The sequence below is a fragment of the Kosakonia sp. H02 genome, assembly GCA_030704225.1.
GTDB lineage: Bacteria > Pseudomonadota > Gammaproteobacteria > Enterobacterales > Enterobacteriaceae > Kosakonia.
The window spans coordinates 936,971-957,232 of record CP131915.1; the positions used below are offsets into that span (position 1 = coordinate 936,971).

18 protein-coding genes are annotated in these 20,262 nt (G+C 57.3%); 6 read left to right on the forward strand and 12 right to left on the reverse strand.

Annotated elements, in window-relative coordinates; all coding sequences use genetic code 11:
- Positions 1 to 38: 38 nt before the first annotated feature.
- The gene (gene glpT, locus Q5705_04475) at positions 39 to 1,391 is read right to left on the reverse strand and encodes a glycerol-3-phosphate transporter (protein WLI77820.1); all 1,353 of its coding nucleotides are present in this window, start codon (positions 1,389 to 1,391) and stop codon (positions 39 to 41) included.
- A gap of 275 nt (positions 1,392 to 1,666) precedes the next feature.
- On the opposite strand from glpT, the gene glpA reads away from it, so the two are divergent.
- Genes glpA through glpC form a run of 3 tightly spaced genes read left to right on the forward strand, consistent with a single transcriptional unit; the run spans position 1,667 to position 5,722 of the window.
- Entirely contained in the window at positions 1,667 to 3,289 is a 1,623-nt protein-coding gene (gene glpA, locus Q5705_04480) for an anaerobic glycerol-3-phosphate dehydrogenase subunit A (GenBank protein WLI78968.1), read from the forward strand.
- Positions 3,279 to 4,535: a glycerol-3-phosphate dehydrogenase subunit GlpB gene (glpB, locus tag Q5705_04485; protein ID WLI77821.1), complete on the forward strand. Its 1,257-nt coding sequence runs from the start codon at positions 3,279 to 3,281 to the stop codon at positions 4,533 to 4,535. Before glpA ends, glpB begins: the two co-directional genes overlap by 11 nt.
- Positions 4,532 to 5,722: an anaerobic glycerol-3-phosphate dehydrogenase subunit GlpC gene (gene glpC, locus Q5705_04490; protein ID WLI77822.1), complete on the forward strand. Its 1,191-nt coding sequence runs from the start codon at positions 4,532 to 4,534 to the stop codon at positions 5,720 to 5,722. The genes glpB and glpC overlap by 4 nt, the downstream gene beginning before the upstream one ends.
- Positions 5,723 to 5,729: 7 nt before the next feature.
- Here the strand turns inward: glpC and Q5705_04495 are convergent, their stop codons facing one another.
- Positions 5,730 to 6,929, reverse strand: coding sequence for a nicotinamide mononucleotide deamidase-related protein YfaY (locus Q5705_04495; GenBank protein WLI77823.1), 1,200 nt, complete (start codon positions 6,927 to 6,929; stop codon positions 5,730 to 5,732).
- A gap of 80 nt (positions 6,930 to 7,009) precedes the next feature.
- Positions 7,010 to 7,552, reverse strand: a complete 543-nt coding sequence (locus tag Q5705_04500; GenBank protein WLI77824.1) for a YfaZ family outer membrane protein — start codon at positions 7,550 to 7,552, stop codon at positions 7,010 to 7,012.
- A gap of 172 nt (positions 7,553 to 7,724) precedes the next feature.
- On the opposite strand from Q5705_04500, the gene nudI reads away from it, so the two are divergent.
- Positions 7,725 to 8,150, forward strand: coding sequence for a nucleoside triphosphatase NudI (gene nudI / locus Q5705_04505; GenBank protein ID WLI77825.1), 426 nt, complete (start codon positions 7,725 to 7,727; stop codon positions 8,148 to 8,150).
- A 30-nt stretch (positions 8,151 to 8,180) separates the two neighbouring features.
- Here nudI and menE read toward each other — a convergent pair whose 3' ends face one another.
- The 8 genes from menE to Q5705_04545 all read right to left on the reverse strand — a co-directional run bounded on the left by menE (position 8,181) and on the right by Q5705_04545 (position 16,092).
- The gene (gene menE / locus Q5705_04510; GenBank protein ID WLI77826.1) at positions 8,181 to 9,545 is read right to left on the reverse strand and encodes an o-succinylbenzoate--CoA ligase; all 1,365 of its coding nucleotides are present in this window, start codon (positions 9,543 to 9,545) and stop codon (positions 8,181 to 8,183) included.
- On the reverse strand, positions 9,542 to 10,507 hold the full coding sequence (menC, locus tag Q5705_04515) for an o-succinylbenzoate synthase (GenBank protein WLI77827.1): 966 nt from the start codon (positions 10,505 to 10,507) through the stop codon (positions 9,542 to 9,544). Before menC ends, menE begins: the two co-directional genes overlap by 4 nt.
- Entirely contained in the window at positions 10,507 to 11,364 is an 858-nt protein-coding gene (menB, locus tag Q5705_04520; GenBank protein WLI77828.1) for a 1,4-dihydroxy-2-naphthoyl-CoA synthase, read from the reverse strand. The genes menC and menB overlap by 1 nt, the downstream gene beginning before the upstream one ends.
- On the reverse strand, positions 11,361 to 12,137 hold the full coding sequence (gene menH / locus Q5705_04525) for a 2-succinyl-6-hydroxy-2,4-cyclohexadiene-1-carboxylate synthase (protein WLI77829.1): 777 nt from the start codon (positions 12,135 to 12,137) through the stop codon (positions 11,361 to 11,363). The genes menB and menH overlap by 4 nt, the downstream gene beginning before the upstream one ends.
- A complete protein-coding gene (menD, locus tag Q5705_04530; GenBank protein WLI77830.1) occupies positions 12,134 to 13,804 on the reverse strand; it encodes a 2-succinyl-5-enolpyruvyl-6-hydroxy-3-cyclohexene-1-carboxylic-acid synthase in 1,671 nt (556 codons plus the stop codon). The genes menH and menD overlap by 4 nt, the downstream gene beginning before the upstream one ends.
- A 71-nt stretch (positions 13,805 to 13,875) precedes the next feature.
- Complete coding sequence (gene menF, locus Q5705_04535; protein ID WLI77831.1) at positions 13,876 to 15,171, reverse strand: isochorismate synthase MenF; 1,296 nt, start codon at positions 15,169 to 15,171, stop codon at positions 13,876 to 13,878.
- Positions 15,172 to 15,274: 103 nt separating this feature from the next.
- Positions 15,275 to 15,577 carry a stress response protein ElaB gene (gene elaB / locus Q5705_04540; GenBank protein ID WLI77832.1) on the reverse strand — a complete coding sequence of 101 codons (303 nt, stop codon included), beginning with the start codon at positions 15,575 to 15,577 and terminating at the stop codon, positions 15,275 to 15,277.
- Between the two features lie 53 nt (positions 15,578 to 15,630).
- A complete protein-coding gene (locus Q5705_04545) occupies positions 15,631 to 16,092 on the reverse strand; it encodes a GNAT family N-acetyltransferase (protein ID WLI77833.1) in 462 nt (153 codons plus the stop codon).
- 62 nt (positions 16,093 to 16,154) lie between these two features.
- On the opposite strand from Q5705_04545, the gene rnz reads away from it, so the two are divergent.
- Together rnz and Q5705_04555 are read left to right on the forward strand one after the other, a co-directional pair.
- Complete coding sequence (gene rnz, locus Q5705_04550; protein WLI77834.1) at positions 16,155 to 17,072, forward strand: ribonuclease Z; 918 nt, start codon at positions 16,155 to 16,157, stop codon at positions 17,070 to 17,072.
- Between the two features lie 78 nt (positions 17,073 to 17,150).
- Positions 17,151 to 18,176, forward strand: coding sequence for a chemotaxis protein (locus tag Q5705_04555; protein ID WLI78969.1), 1,026 nt, complete (start codon positions 17,151 to 17,153; stop codon positions 18,174 to 18,176).
- A gap of 627 nt (positions 18,177 to 18,803) precedes the next feature.
- Here the strand turns inward: Q5705_04555 and nuoN are convergent.
- The gene (gene nuoN / locus Q5705_04560) at positions 18,804 to 20,261 is read right to left on the reverse strand and encodes an NADH-quinone oxidoreductase subunit NuoN (GenBank protein WLI77835.1); all 1,458 of its coding nucleotides are present in this window, start codon (positions 20,259 to 20,261) and stop codon (positions 18,804 to 18,806) included.
- Position 20,262 lies beyond the last annotated feature (1 nt).

Consider the following 20,262-nt stretch of genomic DNA (forward strand, 5'->3'; position numbering starts at 1 on the left):
GGCCGGGTAAGGCAAAGCCGCTACCCGGCATTTTTGTATTAATTACGACGTGCAAGCATCTCTGCATGGTGACGTTTTTCGCCGATCATCACGACGATTAACAACAATACCGCCAGAATGCTACCGCCAATCATCACCATAAAGCCGCCGTCCCAGCCAAAGAAATCAACGGTATAACCAACAATGGCGCTGGCCGCGACAGACCCGCCAAGATAACCGAACAAACCGGTAAAGCCCGCTGCGGTACCTGCCGCTTTTTTCGGTGCCAGCTCCAGCGCGTGCAGACCAATCAGCATTACCGGGCCGTAAATCAAAAAGCCGATGACGATCATGCAAGCCATATCCACCGCCGGGTTGCCTGCCGGGTTGAGCCAGTAAACGATGGTGGCAATTGTCACCAGCGTCATAAAGAACACCCCGGTCGCACCGCGATTGCCCCTGAACACTTTGTCTGACATCCAGCCGCAGATCAGCGTTCCGGGAATGCCCGCGTATTCATAGAGAAAATAGGCCCACGAGGATTTATCCAGCGCGAAGTGTTTCACCTCTTTCAGGTAAGTCGGTGACCAGTCGAGAATGCCGTAACGCAGCAGGTAAACGAAGACGTTGGCCACCGCGATGTACCACAGCAACTTGTTCGGCAGAATGTACTGCATAAAAATCTGCTTCGCCGACAGCTCCTCTTCATGCTTGTCGCTGTAATCATCCGGGTAGTCGTTTTTGTACTCTTCAATCGGCGGCAGACCGCAGGATTGCGGGGTATCGCGCATCAGCGCAAAGGCAATAATCGCCACCAGAATCGCACCAAACGCCGGCATATAGAGCGCCGCGTGCCAGTCGTTAAACCACGCCATCCCCAGCAGGAACAGCAACGGCGGGATGCCGCCGCCAACGTTATGGGCGCAGTTCCACACCGACACAATGCCGCCGCGCTCTTTCTGCGACCACCAGTGCACCATCGTGCGCCCGCACGGCGGCCAGCCCATGCCCTGGAACCAGCCGCAGAGAAACAGCAGCACAAACATAACCGCGATGCTGGAGGTCGCCCACGGCACAAAGCCCATAAACAGCATCACCGCTGCCGCCAGAATCAGCCCGGCAGGCAGAAAAACGCGCGGGTTCGAGCGATCCGACACCGAGCCCATAATGAATTTTGAAAAACCATAGGCAATCGAAATACCAGAGAGCGCAAAGCCGAGATCGCCACGGGAAAAACCCTGCTCTACCAGGTATGGCATCGCCAGTGCGAAGTTTTTACGCACCAGGTAGTAAGCGGCGTAGCCAAAGAAGATGCCAAGAAAGATTTGCCAGCGTAAGCGGCGGTATAGCGGATCAACCTGCGCGTCCGGCAGACGCGATTGATGGGGGGCTGGTTTGAAAATGCTCAACATAAAAAGCTCCGAGGCACGATAAGACTCATGATAAGTATCGCCATGAGTGAAAACGAACATGATTAAAGTTATTCGCGGCGGATTGTAGAGAAAGTTTTAACCAGAGAGAACGGGTTATCGCAGATAATGTTACAGAAATATGACAAAGCTCTAACTTTGTACCAAAAAGTGCATTTCACTTTCGTTTTTTGTTCGTATATGCGCGATATCAAACAAACCCCAATGATAATGTGGCTAAATGAGTGCAAACAACGTCGACCAGCCAGGACACGACCATGCCTCACTCCAGCGACTACGATGTGATCATTATCGGCGGCGGCGCAACGGGCGCAGGTATCGCCCGCGATTGCGCCCTGCGCGGCCTGCGCGCGGTGCTGCTTGAGCGCCACGATATCGCCACCGGCGCGACCGGGCGCAACCACGGTTTGCTGCACAGCGGCGCGCGTTATGCGGTCACCGATAACGAATCTGCGCGGGAATGCATTGCGGAAAACCAGATCCTCAAACGCATTGCCCGCCACTGTATTGAACCGACCGATGGCCTGTTTATCACCCTGCCGGAAGATGACCTCGCTTATCAGCGCCAGTTTATTGACGCCTGTCGCAACGCGGGCATTCCGGCGCAGGCGATTTCACCGCAGGAAGCGCTGCGCATGGAGCCGAGCGTTAACCCGGCACTGACTGGCGCGGTGCGCGTGCCGGACGGCACCGTGGATCCCTTCCGCCTCACCGCCAGTAATATGCTTGATGCCCGCGAGCACGGGGCGAAAATCCTGACCGGCCATGAAGTGTGCGGGCTGATTCGCGAGCGTAATACAGTACGCGGCGTCCGTCTGCTGCATGCCGCCAGCGGTGAAACAGCCGAAATTTATGCCCCCGTGGTAATCAATGCCGCCGGGATCTGGGGCCAACACATCGCCGAATATGCCGACCTGCGCATTCGCATGTTCCCGGCCAAAGGCGCACTGCTTATCCTCGATCACCGCATTAATCAGCATGTGATCAACCGCTGCCGCAAACCGGCTGATGCCGATATTCTGGTGCCCGGCGACACCATCTCCCTGATTGGCACCACCTCAACGCATATTGATTATGCCGATATCGATAACCTGCGCGTGACGCCCGACGAGGTCGATATTTTGTTGCGCGAAGGGGAAAAGTTGGCTCCCATCATGGCGCAAACGCGTATTTTACGTGCTTACGCCGGGGTGCGCCCTTTGGTTGCCAGCGACGACGATCCGAGCGGGCGTAACGTTAGCCGCGGTATTGTGCTGCTGGATCACGCCGACCGTGACGGGCTGGAAGGTTTTATCACCATTACCGGCGGCAAGCTGATGACCTACCGCCTGATGGCGGAATGGGCAACCGATGCGGTCTGCCGCAAACTTAACCACCGCGCGGCCTGCACCACGGCCACCACGCCGCTTCCGGGATCGCAGGCATCAACCGAACAGACGCTGAAAAAAATCATCTCCCTGCCCTCGCCGCTGCGCGGTTCGGCTGTCTATCGCCACGGCGATCGCACCCCGACCTGGCTCGGCAGCGACCGCCATAACCGCAGCCTGGTGTGTGAATGCGAAGCGGTCACTGCGGGCGAAGTGCAGTACGCTGTTGAAAACCTCAATGTCCACTCGCTGCTTGACCTGCGCCGCCGCACACGCGTTGGCATGGGCACCTGCCAGGGTGAATTGTGCGCCTGTCGCGCTGCCGGGCTACTGAACCGGCTGCATGTGACCAGTGAAAATGAGTCTCTCGAACAACTGGCGAATTTTCTGAACGAGCGCTGGAAAGGCATTAAACCGGTCGCCTGGGGCGATGCGCTGCGCGAAAGCGAGTTTACGCGCTGGGTCTACCAGGGATTATGCGGGCTGGAGAAGGAGACAGAAGATGAGATTTGATACGGTGATCATCGGCGGCGGGCTGGCGGGTCTGTTGTGTGGTATTCGCCTGAGCGAAAGCGGCCAGCGCTGTGCCATTGTCAGCCGGGGTCAGAGCGCGTTGAGTTTCTCCTCCGGATCGCTCGATTTACTCTCGCATCTGCCCGACGGCCAGCCCGTCGATAATCTCGACAGCGCGATTGCCCACCTTCAGCAACAGCACAGTGAACATCCTTATGCCCGCCCTGGCGCAGAACGCGTGCGCCAGTATGCACAACAGACGCAAACGCTGCTCGCGGATTGTGGTCTGGCGTTGCAGGGCGATGTGGATACGCCGCACCTGCGCGTGACCCCGCTCGGCACATTCCGCCAGGCGTGGCTCAGCCCGCAGGAAGTACCGCTCAAACCGTCTGCCGGTTTGCACACTGGCGTGGTCGGTATCAGCGGTTTTCTTGATTTCCAGCCGCAGCTTGCCGCCGGCGCGCTGCATAAACGCGGCATTAACGCTCAGGCCGAAGAGATAGAGTTGCCGTTGCTGGACCGCCTGCGCGACAACCCCAGCGAATTTCGCGCGGTAAATATTGCCCGGCAACTCGATATGCCAGAGCACTACAGTGCGCTGTATGAGGCCCTGCGCCCGGTAAGCGAGCGCTATGAGATGCTGTATCTGCCCGCCTGTTTTGGCCTGACGGACAGCGCCGTGTTTGAGCGCCTTAATCAGCAACTCGCCTGCCCGCTGCGCCTGCTGCCCACGCTGCCGCCTTCAGTGCCCGGCATGCGTATGCAGCTTTTGCTCCAGAAGCGCTTTATCCACAGCGGCGGCAGTTGGATGCCCGGCGATGAAGTTCTGCGCGCCAACATCCATCAACACCGCGTGGCTGAGTTATGGACGCGCAAACATGAGGATATTCCCCTACGCGCAAATCATGTGGTGCTCGCCAGCGGCAGCTTTTTCAGTAATGGTTTGATTGCCGGGCGCGATCGCGTGCGCGAAGCGGTATTTGATCTCGATGTATTGCAAAACGCTGAACGCCGCGACTGGTATCGTGACGACGTATTTGATACGCAGCCGTGGCAACAATTTGGCGTCCAAACCGATGCGCAACTGCGCGGCCTGCGCCAGGGCCAGCCGCTGGAAAATCTTTATGTGATTGGCTCTGTACTGGGCGGGTATGATGCCATCGCACAAGGTTGTGGCGGCGGCGTTTGCGCGGTCACCGCCCTGCATGCGGCACAACAGATTAGCGCTCAGGGAGGCAAACAATGACCAGCACGCAATTTGAAAGCTGTATCAAATGCACGGTTTGCACCACCGCCTGCCCGGTGAGCCGGGTTAATCCAGCTTATCCTGGCCCGAAACAGGCCGGCCCGGACGGTGAACGCCTGCGCCTGAAAGATGCCGCGCTGTATGACGATGCGCTGAAATATTGCACCAACTGTAAACGTTGCGAAACCGCCTGCCCTTCAGGCGTGAAAATTGGCGATATCATCCAGCGCGCCCGCGCGCAGTACGCGCCAAAACCTCTCTCGGTGCGTAACGCTATTCTCAGCCATACGGATTTGATGGGCACACTGTCGACGCCAGTCGCGCCGTTAGTTAACGCCGCAACATCACTGAAACCGGTGCGTCAGTTGCTGGATAAAGCCTTAAAAATCGATCATCACCGCACTTTGCCGAAATATTCCCACGGCACGTTTCGCCGCTGGTATCGCAGCGTTGCCGCCGAACAACAAGCTTTCCCGCAACAGGTGGCCTTCTTTCACGGCTGTTATGTCAATTATAACCATCCGCAGTTGGGCAAAGATCTTATTCGTGTGCTCAATCAGATGGGCATCGGCGTGCAGTTATTGCAGCGGGAAAAATGCTGTGGCGTACCGCTGATTGCCAACGGCTTTTTCGATAAAGCGAAAAAACAGGCGCAGTTCAATGTGCAGTCGCTGGAGCAGGCGATTGGCATAAATGGCCTGCCGGTGATTGCCACCTCGTCTACCTGTGCCTTTACCCTGCGTGACGAATACCCGCACCTGCTGGAGGTGGATAACAGCCATCTGCGTTCGCACATCGATTTAGCTACCCGCTGGATCTGGCGTATGCTCGACGAAGGCCACACGCTACGGCTTCGTGAAACACCGCTGAAAGTGGTCTATCACACACCTTGTCATATGGAGAAAATGGGCTGGACGCACTACACGCTGGAACTGTTACGGCGAATTCCTGGGCTGGAGCTGACGGTGCTGGATTCAAACTGCTGCGGGATAGCGGGAACCTACGGCTTTAAACGTGAAAACTACTCTACATCGCAAGCGATTGGCGCGCCGCTGTTTGCGCAAATTGAAGCCAGCGGCGCGGATGTCGTGGTGACCGATTGCGAAACCTGTAAATGGCAGATTGAGATGTCCACCAGCAAGCGCTGTGAACATCCCATCCAGCTACTGGCGCGTGCACTGGCGTAACGAGACCTTACTCCACCGACAGGGTTTCGATGACGTTAATCCAGCCGTGATCGCTGGCGATATCTTTACCTGCCAGCCAGCGGCGCAGGATATTCAGCGCCATCATGGCACACACTTCCTGGCGCACCGCCAGCCCGTGACGATTGGTGTTGAATCGCACCCGTAAGGCGCGCGTGCCTTGCGGCGTTGCCAGCGCAAAGTTAAGGCACTCTTCTTCGAGACCGGTCACCGTTAACGCCAGCCCGGCGAGATGCCGGTTACGCAGTTCTGTGGTCCAGCGAGCCGTTTGCGCCAGCGCTTCCGCCTGCGGGGGCAGCACTTCACTGGCGAGCAATGGCGCACCGGCGCGAGAGAGTTGCAGCGCCACCAGCCCGCTGGTGAACTGTTCGCTCAGGGTCAGGCTTAGCTGGCGCTCGCGCAGGGTGGCGGCAAGGGCTGCCGGTAAACCTTCCGTTCCTTCGAAAATAAGGCTTTCACCCGCGACGCGTTTTACTTCCGGCCATAGCGCTTCCATCGCCGCGCGATGTTCCGCCGGGCCGGTCAGTTTCAGTTCAATAATCGGCATCGATGAGCGATAGCCCATCACCACGCCAGGCGGCAATTCAAGGTGTTGCAGGCTCTGGGCCAGATCGCTTTCCGAGCGGCCAAAGGTGGTCAGACGCAGGCACACAGGCGGTTGCGGCAAGGTGAAACGTGCGCGCAGGCGCGGCACAATTTCATGCTCGACCATCACTTTGAATTCCGACGGTACGCCGGGCGTGAAGAACATCAGGCAGCGGTTCAGTTGCATGGCAAAACCGCAAGCGGTGCCGACCGGGTTATCGACCAGTTCGGCGCTGGCGGGGATTTCCGCCTGTTTGCGGTTGCTCGGTGCCATGACGCGGCCGCGCTCGGTGAAAAAACGTTCCATTTGCGCCAGCCAGGCTTCGTGCAGCACCAGCCCTTCACCTTTTGCCGTGGCCGCCGCCAGCGCACTCAGATCATCACTGGTTGGCCCGAGGCCGCCGTTGACGATCAGCACATCGGCGTGTTCACTGCGTTCGCGCAAAATGGCAATCAGGTCGTCGAGATTGTCGCCGACGGTATTACGACGCGTTAACGGCAGCCCCTGGTTAAAGAAAAAGTCGGCCAGCCAGGCCGCATTGGTATCAATAATCTGACCATGCAGTACTTCATCGCCGGTCGATAACATCTCCACATTTAACATCGTTAGCTCCTGCAATCGGGGTTGAAACACTATAGCGCATGCGCAGATAAACTGGCGCGGCCGGACGCCGCGCCGGGGGATCAGAAGCTGGCGCTGGCGCCGATATACGGGCCGTCGGCCACAACGTTGTCGCGGCGGCCATCTTTACCGGCCATATCGATATAACGATAACCGGCTTCAACGGTGAACGGACGCATAATGGTGTAACGCACACCGGCATTGGCTTCCTGGTACTCTTTAATCCCGCTGGAGAGTGAATCAGGCGAGTAGTAGTACTCACCGAAAATGCTAAAGCTGCTGGCGATATGCCACTGCAAACCGCCGCCAACGGCCACGGCGTACCCTTCGCTGCCTTCGTCGGGATTCAGATAAATCCCTTTACCGCCGACGGTAGCGAGGAACGGGCCGAGCGGCAGGTTGTAACCCAGCCCCAGGCTCGCGGTATCACCATCATCTTCGCTGTGCGCCCAGTTACCGCTCACTGCGATACCGCTGGTTTCGGTTCCCAGACCGAAACCGAGGTTGGTGTAGTCTTTGCCAATCTGGCCGTTCAGGCTGACAGCCTGTGCCCCGGTGGAGGCCAGCAACACGCTGGCTAATCCTAATAACGCCACTTTTTTCATTTTTAATTTCCGCACATAACGGGCCAATGCCCAAAAGCCTCTGATTGTACGCCTATTTTTCTGCCAGAAGAATGAATAAAAAAAGGGTTCAATTATTGTCAGGGTCAATATTTCAGCGCTGCTGCATGGTATAAGATGGCACATTCTGTGCGTCTGCTTTAAGGAGAAAATAATGCGACAACGGACAATTGTTTGCCCACTGATTGAAAATAACGGCGCGTACTTGCTGTGTAAAATGGCCGATGACCGCGGCGTCTTTCCCGGCCAGTGGGCATTATCAGGCGGTGGCGTGGAGCCAGGAGAGCGGATTGAAGAGGCGCTGCGCCGCGAGATCCGCGAAGAGCTGGGTGACAAGCTTGAACTGCGCCAAATAACGCCCTGGACCTTTCGTGATGATATGCGGATAAAAACCTACGCCGACGGCAGCAAAGAAGAAATCTATATGATTTACCTGATCTTTGACTGCGTCAGCGCCAATCGCGACGTCGTCATCAATGAGGAATTTCAGGACTACGCCTGGGTTGCCCCTGCGGATCTGCACCGCTATGACTTAAACGAGGCGACCCGCTACACGTTAACGCTGAAAGGATTGCTTTGAGCCTCCCAGGCTCGCAAAAAAAGCCAGACGCTATTTTTCCGCGCGGTTAACCCATTGTTGCACCGCACGGCGGGAGATTTTGATCCCACCATTTTTGAGATCGGCGGGTAGCGCCAGCCAACGTACCGGTTGCTGAAAACGCGCCAGTTTATTCGCCACCCATGCGCTCAGCGCGGCGGTATTCACTTCGCCTTCACATTCAACAACTGCGACGGGCCGCTGGCCGAATTCCGCATCATCGACCGGTACCACAAGGACTTGCAGCACCTGTGGATGGCGGGCGATTATGCGCTCCACCTCTTCGGGCTGAATGCCTTCACCGCCGCTAAAAAAGAGGTTATCCAGCCTACCGTGAATAGTCAGGCAGCCATCGTTCAGCACCCCGCGATCGCGGGTGGGAAACCAGCCGTCAGCATTGACCATCGGCAACAGTTCACCGTCGCGCCAGTAGCCGGATGCCTGGCTACTGGCGCGCAGCCACACCTCTTCGTCGACAATTTTGACCTCGCGGCCCGGCAGGGCGTAGCCCACATCCGGTGCGCCATCGGCCTCTTTCGCGCAAACCGTTGAGGCAAACTCAGTCAACCCGTAACCACACCAGCTACGAATACCGTGCGCGCGCGCCTGTAACGTGAGTTCAACCGGGATAGCCGCCCCGCCGAGCAAAACAGCCTTTAGTGAGAGGGGGTGATTATCGTTGAGTAAACGCCAGAGCTGCGTGGGTACCAGCGATGCATGGCTACAGTCGGACAGCGCCTGCTCCAGCGGTAAAGTGTGATGCACCGTGATGCGCGCACCGGCGAACAGCCAGCGCCATAAAATGCCCTGCCCGGAAACATGAAACAGCGGCAGCGAGAGGAGCCAGTCATCTTGCGGCGCAAACGGGATCAACGCGAGTACGCCTTCGGCGCTGGCAAGATGCGCCGCACAGGTATGCACCGCCGCTTTTGGTAAACCGGTGGAGCCGGACGTTAATGTCATTGACGCCAGCCGCTGCGCCTGCCAGCCCACAGCGTAAGTCCCCTCGACCTCGGTCATTTCCAGGGCAGTCAACCCGCCGTGTAGCGGCACTGGCTCAAAATCGAGGGCGAAACGCAGCGTCAATGGCGGCAGGAGCGCATCCAGCAACAGTGCGGGCAATTGCGGGTTAACGGGTAATATCCGCGCCCCGCATTGCAGCAGTGCCAGCCAGGTGAGAACGGTTTCCGGCTGGTTGCGGGCGCGCAACATCACGCCATCACCCTCGCGCACACCCTGGCGGGCAAAACCGGTTGCCAGATGGTCAACGCGTACGCAGAGTTGCTGCCAGTTCAGGGTTTGCTGCCCGAGGCGAATCGCCGCCTGTTCCCCGCGCATCTGACGCCAGTAACGCCAGGGCCAGTCGGAAAACATCATAGTAAAGGTTCCAGTGCATCAACCGGCAAGCAGGGTAAATCACTCTCTGGCCAGCGGCGGATCAACTGGCACTGCATCAGTTGTAAGGTATCCAGCCCCGGCACGGTGCCCGGCGTCAGCCAGGCGGCAATGCGTGCCAGTTGCGTTAAGCCAAGGCTCGACTCGACAGATGAACTGATGACCACCGTCAGGCCGAGCGCTTGCGCTTGCGCAACCTGCTGCTGCACTTTTTGCAGGCTACCGGTGAGTGTCGGTTTGATAACCACAGCGCTCACACCTTGCTTGTGCTCAAACGAAAAATCCTCGTCGCGCAGGCTCTCATCCCAGGCGATGGCAATCCCGCTTTCCTGCGCGAACGCCAGCGACTCTTCACGCCGCTGACAAGGCTCTTCAAGAAATACGATGCGCGCACGATATTCCGGGTTCACATATTTAGCGAATTGTTGCGCTTTCAGCGGCGTCCAGGCGCGGTTTGCATCCAGGCGCAGGTGCAGATCGGGAATCGATTCCAGCAGCAGGTTGACCACCATGCCGTCGCGCACGGCTTCATACAGCCCGACTTTCACTTTTGCCAGCTTCTCGCCGGGCAAGGCGGCCAGGGTGGCGAACAACTCGTCCGGATCGCCAGTACAGAGCATCGCCGCGCGGTAATCGGCAGGTTGCGGCAGTGCATCATGCAGCTCCGCCAGCGCGCAACTGAGGCCGAACGCCGCAGAAGGCGGCGCAGGCAATGGCGAAGATGCGCCGTCCAGCCAGCCACGCACCCAGTCAATAACGACCGGCTGAACCTCATCAAGCGTTTCCCGGCTGAAGCCCGGCAGCGGCGCTATTTCCCCCCAGCCTTCATGCCCATTCTCTTGCAGATGGACGAACAGCCCGTCGCGGGTCTTCAGACGGCGTTCACGCAGCACTACGCCTGCATCAAGCGGGATTTGCCAGCGGTAAACCTGCGCCTGTCGCATTACGGGTTCCGTTTAAATTTGCTGAAGTCAGGCTGGCGTTTCTGGTTAAAGGCGTTGCGCCCTTCCTGCCCTTCTTCGGTCATATAGAACAGCATCGTGGCGTTGCCCGCCAGCTCCTGCAAACCGGCCTGACCATCGCAATCGGCGTTGAGCGCAGCTTTCAGGCAGCGCAGCGCCATTGGGCTGTTTTGCAGCATTTCACGACACCAGCGCACGGTCTCTTTTTCCAGCTCTGCAACCGGCACAACGGTATTGACCAGCCCCATGTCCAGCGCCTGCTGCGCATCGTACTGACGGCAGAGGAACCAGATTTCGCGGGCTTTTTTCTGCCCGACAATACGCGCCATATAGGAAGCGCCCCAGCCGCCGTCGAAGGAGCCGACTTTCGGGCCGGTCTGGCCGAAAATGGCATTTTCCGCCGCGATGGTCAGATCGCACATCATATGCAGGACGTGGCCGCCGCCAATAGAATAACCGGCAACCATTGCCACCACCGGTTTCGGACAGGTGCGGATCTGGCGCTGGAAGTCGAGAACGTTAAGGTGATGGACACCGGAATCATCCTGATAGCCGCCGTAATCGCCGCGCACTTTCTGATCACCACCGGCACAGAAGGCTTTTTCCCCTTCACCAGTCAAAATGATCACCCCGATGTTGTCGTCATAACGTGCGTCGGACATCGCATCGATCATCTCTTTTACCGTCAGCGGGCGAAAGGCGTTGCGCACTTCTGGGCGGTTAATGGTGATTTTGGCGATGCCGTCGGCGGATTTCTGATAACGGATGTCGGTGTAACCTTCGGAACAGTCACGCCATTCAACCGGCGCGTAGAGCATGCTTTCATCGGGGTAGATCATAGTGTGTCCTTTATCTCAAGACGCAGAATTCGCGCCAGGGCAGAAGCAACGGCAGCGGGATTGTCCCGGTGCGCGTTGTGCCCGGCGGCAGGAATGGCGTGACAGTGGCGCGAGACGTCGCTCGCCAGCGCCTGAAACTTACTGTCATGTTCACCGTATAGATAATGAATCGGGAAAGATACTGCCCGCAACGGGCGGCGCAAATCCGGCTGATGCGCCAGGGATGTGGCCTCCAGCATGGCGGCTAAATTCGCGCCGTGGTTCTGGCTGCGTAGCGCCACCAGCGCCGCACGCTGCGGCTCAGTCAGCGCAGCAAATACCGGCTGGCGATACCAGGCGTCAAATACCTGCGTCAGCGGCTGATGGCGCAGGCGATCGCACCACTGCCGATCGGAGGCCAGCCGCGCAGCGCGGGCATTATCATCCACCAGACCGGGATGACTGCCTTCGACAATAAGGCCTTTTAAACCCACCGGTTGCTGGCTGGCATGATACAGCGCAATGCGCCCGCCAAGTGAATAGCCCACCAGCCAGTAGGTAAGGATGTTGTAACGAACAAGGGTTGCGCGCAGTAACGCATCCATCTCGTCAAAGGAGGCAACAGACAACGCTGCCGAACCGCCATGCCCGGGCAGATCCAGATATAAACGCGGGAAATTATCCAGCGCTGAACCCACCTCTTGCCACTCGCGGTTATCGCCGGAAAAACCGTGCAGAAACACCAGCCACGGCAGCGGCTGCCGACCAGCAATGGCGTCGACGTGCAGGCTCATAGCTGGCTCACCTGCGCCAGCAGGCTTTGCAGAGTTTGCGCGCCGTCCGTGTCGTTGACCACCAGTTCAATTACCGTGGCTCCCGGTTTGTGCCAGGCCCCGGTCAATGCTTGTTCCAGCTCATCCCAATTTTCCGGGCGGTGATAGGCAAGGTCGAACATGGCAGCGGCGTGGTCAAAATGGACATTCTGTGGCATCAGGTAAAACTGCTCGCGCTCGGCAGGCGGCGTAGGTAAGAGCGAGAAAATCTGCCCGCCGTTGTTATTGACCACCAGCAGCACAAACGGCGCGGAAGCCTGGCGCAGCAGCGCCAGCGCGTTCAGATCGTAAAGGGCCGAGAGATCGCCGACAATCGCCAGCGTCGGGCGCGCCGTTGCCCGTTGCACGCCCGCAGCGGTGGAAAGCAGACCATCAATGCCGCTCGCGCCGCGATTACTGTAAACCGGGTAACCCACCGGTAATTGCGCCAGTGCATCCACCAGCCGCACCACCAGGCTATTGCCCAAAAACAGTTGTCCCTGTTCGGGTAAATACTCCGTAATGCGGTGCGCCAGTTGCGCCTCGCCGAAGATGTCGCGCTGCATACGCACTTTTTCCCACGCCTGGGCGGAAAGCGCGGGGATAGCGCCATACCAGGGCGCGCGCGGCTCGGCCGGATGCTGCGCCAGCCAGTCGGCAACGCTTGAGACCAGCCGACGCCCGCGATGCTGGGCGGGATCGAGCCTGCCGGTCAGGTTATCAATCAACCAGTACTCTTGCGGTGCACAAGTCGCCTGCCACTGTAACAGGCGTTTGCCGGTGAGGCTGCTGCCAAATTGCAACACGATATGCGCCTGGTTCAGCTCCTCCACCGCCTGGCTATTTCCAAGCCAGAGATCGGCACACGGCAGCGGCTGACCCGTTTGCGATAACGCATCGCCGATAAGCGGCCAGCCCAGCATTTTTGCCCACTCGGCGAGCTTCTGGCCTTCGGCAGCACTCATGCGCCCCGCCACGACCACGCCGCGTTTTTGCCGCCAGAAAAACCAGTCGCGCTGCTTTTCACCGTTTAACGGCGTCGGGACATGCAGCCAGGGTTTGTCATCCTGCCACCAGTCGCCCAGCGCTTGTTGCCAGGCAAGCCCGGTATCGTCCATCTCGCCATACAGCGGCTCGGCGAACGGGCAGTTGATATGCACTGCCCCGCCGCGTAACGCGCCGAGCAGGTTATCAATGGTCGAGACCAGCCAGCGCGCCGGAATATCCTGCGAAGGCCGCGGTAAAGCGATGGATTCGGTCGGGTGTGAGGCGAACATACCCGGCTGGCGAATGGCCTGGTTGGCACCGCAGTCGATCAGTTCTGGCGGGCGGTCGGCGGTGAGTAGCACCAGCTTTTCACCGGTCAGCCCCGCTTCAATCAGCGCGGGATAAAGATTTGCTACCGCCGTACCGGATGTCACAATCACTGCCACCGGTTCATTACTGGCTTTCGCCAGCCCCAGCGCAAGGTGACCTAACCCGCGTTCATCAAAATGGGTGTGATGAATAAACGCGCGGTTTTCCGCAGCGGCCAGGGTTAAAGGGGTGGAACGGGATCCCGGAGCAATGCACACATGCCTGACACCGTGGCGGGTTAAGGCTTCGAGGATCACCGCCGCCCAGCGTCGGTTAAATGAACTTATTGACATGAATTTGTCCGGTATCAACATTGCTGGTTAGTATAATTATTCGCGAATGATGTGTTTTTGATATAGGTCGTTTATACGTGCGTCCGGAACAATAATGATCGCAGCCCCGCCGCTTTATTATCGATTTCCTGCCACTCTTGTTGCGCATCCGATCCGGGTACAATCCCCGCCCCGGCGTAGAGGCGTACCGTATCGCCGCTGAGTTTCGCCGAGCGCAGCGCCACGCAAAACTCACTCTGCTCGCGCGACAAATAGCCCGCCGAGCCTGCGTACCATTCACGTTCAAAAGGTTCGTGACGCGCGATAAATGCCCGCGCTTCGCGCCGGGGGAGACCGGCTACCGCCGCCGTAGGCTGAAGTAACTGTAAGCACAGGGCGTCATCCGGCGTGTGTAAATCGCTCCAGATGCAGCGGCGCAAATGCTGCACTTTGCGCAACCGAACCACCTGCGGCGGCAGAACCTCCAGCGCGCCGGTCTGGTGCTGTAAACGCTGGCAGATATCTTCCACTACCAGCATATTTTCGCGCTGGTTTTTATCATCACTCATCAGCCAGTCGGCAAGGCGCTGTGCCTGCGGGTCGTCATCATGGTTGGCGACCGTCCCGGCTAATGCTTCAGTACGCAGCGCCACACCGCGCCGCCGCCAGAGCCGCTCTGGCGTGGAGCCTAAAAAAGCATGCTGTGCGTCGAAGGCGTACATAAAGTGAAAGCAGTGATGATTAAGCCGACGGCTGGCAGCCATTAACGATGCGGCGTTGACGGCGCTGGCAAAACGGTAATCCGTGGCGCGGGCGAGGACAACTTTATCCAGCTCGCCACTTTTTAGCGTATCCAGCGCCCGGGAAATCAGCGTTTCCCACTCTTCCCACTCCGGGAAATGGCGCTGCCCCAGGCAGGGTTGCTGAACATTTCCCAGCGGTTTCGACTCGACCAGGGCCGCCAGGAAATCCGCCGCGCGTTGAGCATCGTCATGCAGCGAACTGTCGCTATAAAGGTACAAGCGCAGCACTGCCCGCCCGCCCTCACGCCGCCATTCAAGACGCGGCAAAAACAGCGCCCCCTGCGTGGGATCAAACGCGTTCACTCCCCAGACACGAACATCTTCAGGATGTTGCTGCAAAAACTGCTGGGCGAGCGGTAAGGCAGAGAAAGGGATCAGTGCGCCGAGGGCGGCCGCTTCATCCTCACCGCTGCGTTGCTGCCAGTAAAATTGCGGATAAACAGGTTGGCTGGCCAGCCATGTCAGGGGATCAAAAGCATCATTTAACGGGAAAGGGGCATCAAAAAAGCAGAAACCGGGTGTGCGAGGAAAGACGTCAGCCAGGCGGCTATGCAAATAGCCCAGCGCAGAGGAAATGGAAAACACGCGAACCCCTCCCGGATAAAACCACATGGTTTTAAAAACCATACAGTATACGGGGTACTTAACCGAATAGCAGTACCCCCTTCCAGGGAGGGGAAATAAAACGTTAGCGACGGGCTAACAGCAGACCGAGTACCAGGCCAACGGCAGCACCAGCACCAATGCCTTGCCACGGTTTTTCATGCACATAGTCATCGGCACGGTAAACCGCTTTTTTCGCACGGTAATAGTAGGTATCCGATGCACTGCTGACGCGGTTTTTCACGTCATGCAACGCCTGTTCGGCGCGGGCTTTCAGTTCAATATACTTCTGGTCAGCGGGGTCGCCTGAGGAGCGGAGTACTTCTTCCAGCGTTTCGCTCAGCAGGGTCAGGTCGTCGTCAATATGTGAATCGAATTGATTAGACATCTCTTTTCTCCATGTTATGAACCTGTTCGCTAACTATAGACAATGACTCCCGGTTACGCCTGGCGAACCTCGAGGGCCATCCCCACGTGAGGAATGCCGTCTTCGTCATAAATATCAGTCACCGGCTGGAAACCAAAATGATGATAAAAAGATTGCAGATGCGCCTGTGCGCCCAGATACAGCGCGTGCTGCGGCCAATGTTGCTGGCAGGAAGCGACCGCGCGTTCCATCAATTGATAACCCAGTTTTTCCCCGCGAACCTGAGCGCTGACAATCACCCGGCCAATGACAACCGGCGACAAATCATCGTTACTTTTCAGAATCCTCGCATACGCGACCAGCTCATCACCCTGCCAACCCAGCAGATGGCGGTTCTCGCCAATCAGGTCATCGCCATCAATATCGAGATAGGGGCAGGTTTGTTCGACGACAAATACTTCACAGCGCAATTTGAGTAGCGCATACAGCGCGGGAACAGTGAGTTCAGAGTGGTGCAGGTCTTGCCAGCGGATCATGGTGTGCTCCTTATGAGTCATCCTGTGGTTATACTAGATTCTTTTACTTTCAGGCAAAGCGTGTGGAACTGATTTTCTTAGGTACTTCGGCTGGCGTCCCGACCCGGGCGCGTAATGTCAGCGCAATATTGCTCAATTTACAGCATCCAACTCGCGCGGGGTTATGGCTGTTCGATTGCGGTGAAGGCTCGCAACACCAGATGCTGCGCACCGCATTTCATCCCGGCAAGCTGGACAAAATTTTTATTACCCACCTGCATGGCGATCATCTGTTTGGCCTGCCGGGGCTGCTGTGCAGCCGTTCCATGGCAGGCAACATGCATCCCTTGCAGATTTATGGCCCGAAAGGCATTGGTGAATTTGTTGAAACCGCGCTGCGCCTGAGTGGTTCATGGACCGATTATCCGTTAACCATACAAGAAGTGACGCCAGGTCTGGTGGTGAATGACGGGCTACGCAAAGTGACGGCATTCCCGCTGGCGCACCCGGTGGAGTGTTACGGCTATCGTATTGAAGAGCATGATAAGCCCGGCGCATTAAACGCCGCCGCGCTTGCCGCAGACGGCGTACCCGCCGGGCCGCTATTCCAGACGCTGAAAGCGGGCGGCACGGTGACGCTGGACGACGGGCGCATCATTAATGGCGCGGACTATCTCTCACCCGCTGAGCCAGGGAAAAAACTGGCAATTTTTGGTGACACGTCGCCCTGCCCGGCCTCGCTGGAGCTGGCGCGAAATGTTGACCTTATGGTGCACGAAGCGACGCTGGAAACGGCAATGGAAGAGAAAGCCAATAGCCGCGGACACAGCTCAGCACGCCAGGCCGCGCAACTGGCGGTGGACGCCGGTGCCGGTCGGCTGGTGATCACCCATATCAGTTCGCGCTATGACGAACGCGGCAGCCTCGCGTTGTTAGCCGAATGCCGCGCGCTCTTTTCGCAAACGGCACTGGCAACAGATTTTGACGTTGTTCGTGTCTGATTTTAATTTAGGCACTCTATTTTTTTCCCGTCATGCCGATAATAAGTTATACGCAGGCATTTCTTCTTTGAGGGCATGATGGATACTTTCCAGAAAGACATCGATGACAGGGCGAATCTTACTCTGTCGAACCGGTTTGAGCTGTTACTGTTTCGCCTTGGCACATCGTTAGATGCGACAAAATCAGAGCTGTTTGGCATCAATGTGTTTAAGTTGCGCGAAATCGTTCCGATGCCCACGTTTACACGCCCTGCGGGAATGAAACCGCCGTTGATGGGAATGGTCAATATTCGCGATCAGGTGATCCCGGTGATTGACCTTGCCGCCGTCGCCGGGTGCAAGCCTGCTACTGGCCTCAACATTTTACTGATTACCGAGTATGCCCGCAGCGTACAAGCCTTTGCCGTCGAGTCCGTGGAAAACATTACGCGCCTGGACTGGAAACAGGTGCACACGGCGGAGAAAGCGATCAATGGCCGCTACATCACCAGTATCGCCTGCCTGGATGACGATAAGGACACCAACAACCTGGCGATGGTGCTGGACGTTGAGCAGATCCTGTATGACATCGTTCCGGCGGATCACGAGGTACATGGCGATCATATCCCGGACAAAAAATTCAACCTGAAAGCGGGTTCCGTGGCGATTGTGGCTGAAGATTCCAAAGTGGCGCGCGCCATGCTGGAAAAAGGTCTCAACGCGATGGAGATCCCGAACGCGATGCACATCACCGGTAAAGATGCCTGGGAAAAAATTCAACTACTGGCGCAGCAGGCTGAAAAAGAGGGTGTTCCGGTAAGCGATAAGATTTCGATGGTGTTGACCGATCTTGAGATGCCGGAAATGGACGGTTTTACCTTAACCCGTTTAGTCAAAACCGATCCGCGTCTGAAAAATATTCCGGTGGTGATCCACTCGTCGCTCTCCGGGAGCGCCAACGAAGATCACGTGCGTAAAGTTCAGGCCGATGGTTACGTGGCGAAGTTCGAAATTAACGAGCTTTCTGCGGTGATTCAGGAAGTGCTCGACCGCGCAGCGCGCAATGTGCGTGGCCCGCTGATTAGCCATCATCAGGTGACTCCTGCGCCGCTGCTGGCGAAGTAATCTGCCCCGCAAATGTTAAAGGCGCTATCGCCGGTAAGCGGTAGCGCCTTAAGTACGTTTCAAGCCGTTACAGGAACGACAAGATCAGCTGCAACACAGCAATGATGATTGTGAGTACGCGTTTGGCGAATTCACGTTTCAACATCATCCGTTTTCCTCAAAGGAGGAAGGAGCCGCCCGGACTGGTTCTAAAGTTCCCCCGAATCAGAGCGAGCAAGGTTGTGATTTGCAAGTACCCCTTCCAGGCCTGAACCCTGTCACCACCACGTGTTACAACGGGGGAAATCCTTTTGCCCAGCCTGAAAGCAAGGTGCAATAATCTCAACGGGCGGTATTTTACACTTCGCATAAGCTGATGAAACAACTCAAAAAGAGATCAGGAAAAACGGACGCATTCCAGGCCTTTTTCTTAAACCTGGGATAACTAAAGTTCCGGGACTTGAAATAACTCAAGTTATAGCGGAAGCTTGAACACGTTGTGATTTGCATGTGCTCACATCCCCCCAAACGGGCCGGGATGAGTAAACAAACCGGTCATAACGAATTCCTTACCAGCTTTCGCTTATGTCCTATAAAAAAACCGCCGGGCTACAAACCCGGCGGTTTTTATTTGCGCGTTATACGCAATTACATCATCGGCATGGCCAACTGCACGATGCTGATAAGCGGCTGCGGATAGATACCGAGCAGCAGCACCAGCAGGGCAGAAATCAGCACTACAATCCCGCCTGCGCTGTATGCCCAGTTGGACGGCGCATCGCGGTTCAGTTGCTGCGGCGCATTCAGATAGAGGCTCACCGCCACGCGCAGGTAGTAATACAAACCGATTGCCGACCCGAGCACCACTGCGCCAGTCAACCACCACAGGTGCGCCTGCACACCCACGGCCAGAATGTAGAACTTACCGATAAAGCCTAAGGTCATCGGAATACCCGCCAGCGACAGCATCATCACCGTCATCACCGCCGACAGAATCGGGCGGTGCCAGAACAGACCACGGTAGGAGTAGAGCGACTCGGCATCCGGGCCGCGATACGGGCTGGACATCAGGCTGACGACGCCAAAAGCACCCAGGCTGCTGAAGAGATAACCGGCCAGGTAAACCCCGACGGTTTCCATCGACATCTGCCCGCTTTGCAGCGCAATCAACGCCACCAGTAAATAACCCAGATGCGCGATAGAGGAGAAACCGAGCAGACGTTTAATGTTGGTCTGGCTCAGCGCCATCAGGTTACCGAAGATGATGGAGGCAAAGGCAATCACGCCCAGCACCACACGAACGGCTTCACTGTCGCCCACCGGCGCATAAAGGAACAGACGCATCAGCACGCCAAAAATAGCGATTTTGCTGGCGGTCGCCAGGAAGGTGGAAACCGGCGCAGGCGCGCCCTGATAAACGTCTGGCGTCCACAGATGGAACGGCACCAGAGAGAGTTTAAAGCCAAGGCCAACAATCATCAGGCCGAGACCCGCCAGCAGCAGCGGTTCATGCAACATGCCTTCACCGAGGCTCTTACCAATCGCCATAAACGACAGATTACCGGTCTGGGCATACACCAGCGCAATACCGAACAGCAGGAATGATGACGCCGCGGCAGAGAGAATGGTGTATTTGATGCTGGCTTCCAGCGAGTGTTTCTGGCGAAAGGCGTAGCCAATCAGCCCGAACAGCGGCAAAGAAATCAGTTCAATACCGAGGAACAGCGCCGCCATATGATTAGCGTTCGCCAGCAAAATCCCACCGAGCGCGGCAATCAGTACCAGCAGGTAGAACTCTTCTTTGTTATCGGTATAGCCTTCGAGCCACGGGTAAGCAAACGTACAGGTGGCGAGGCTCGCCAGCAGTACCAGCCCGGTATAGAGCATGGCATAGCCGTCAACGCGCATCAGCGGCGTGACATCCATGGCCCCGGCCTGACCGACGAACCACAGGGAAAGCAGCGCGACGTTAAGACCAATGACCGACAGCGTGGCATTGAAAAAATGGTTGCGTCGCCACGCAATGGAGAGCATTACAACCACCACCGTCAATCCGACGATCAGCAGCGGTAGCAGCGCAATCAGGTGTTGTGGAGTTATTGTCATG

Bases quoted from the DNA above. Each gene is read 5' to 3' on its own strand.
- glpT (WLI77820.1), bottom strand. From the start codon at position 1,391: ATGTTGAGCATTTTCAAACCAGCCCCCCATCAATCGCGTCTGCCGGAC.
- glpA (WLI78968.1), top strand. From the start codon at position 1,667: ATGCCTCACTCCAGCGACTACGATGTGATCATTATCGGCGGCGGCGCA.
- glpB (WLI77821.1), top strand. From the start codon at position 3,279: ATGAGATTTGATACGGTGATCATCGGCGGCGGGCTGGCGGGTCTGTTG.
- glpC (WLI77822.1), top strand. From the start codon at position 4,532: ATGACCAGCACGCAATTTGAAAGCTGTATCAAATGCACGGTTTGCACC.
- Q5705_04495 (WLI77823.1), bottom strand. From the start codon at position 6,929: ATGTTAAATGTGGAGATGTTATCGACCGGCGATGAAGTACTGCATGGT.
- Q5705_04500 (WLI77824.1), bottom strand. From the start codon at position 7,552: ATGAAAAAAGTGGCGTTATTAGGATTAGCCAGCGTGTTGCTGGCCTCC.
- nudI (WLI77825.1), top strand. From the start codon at position 7,725: ATGCGACAACGGACAATTGTTTGCCCACTGATTGAAAATAACGGCGCG.
- menE (WLI77826.1), bottom strand. From the start codon at position 9,545: ATGATGTTTTCCGACTGGCCCTGGCGTTACTGGCGTCAGATGCGCGGG.
- menC (WLI77827.1), bottom strand. From the start codon at position 10,507: ATGCGACAGGCGCAGGTTTACCGCTGGCAAATCCCGCTTGATGCAGGC.
- menB (WLI77828.1), bottom strand. From the start codon at position 11,364: ATGATCTACCCCGATGAAAGCATGCTCTACGCGCCGGTTGAATGGCGT.
- menH (WLI77829.1), bottom strand. From the start codon at position 12,137: ATGAGCCTGCACGTCGACGCCATTGCTGGTCGGCAGCCGCTGCCGTGG.
- menD (WLI77830.1), bottom strand. From the start codon at position 13,804: ATGTCAATAAGTTCATTTAACCGACGCTGGGCGGCGGTGATCCTCGAA.
- elaB (WLI77832.1), bottom strand. From the start codon at position 15,577: ATGTCTAATCAATTCGATTCACATATTGACGACGACCTGACCCTGCTG.
- Q5705_04545 (WLI77833.1), bottom strand. From the start codon at position 16,092: ATGATCCGCTGGCAAGACCTGCACCACTCTGAACTCACTGTTCCCGCG.
- Q5705_04555 (WLI78969.1), top strand. From the start codon at position 17,151: ATGGATACTTTCCAGAAAGACATCGATGACAGGGCGAATCTTACTCTG.
- nuoN (WLI77835.1), bottom strand. From the start codon at position 20,261: ATGACAATAACTCCACAACACCTGATTGCGCTGCTACCGCTGCTGATC.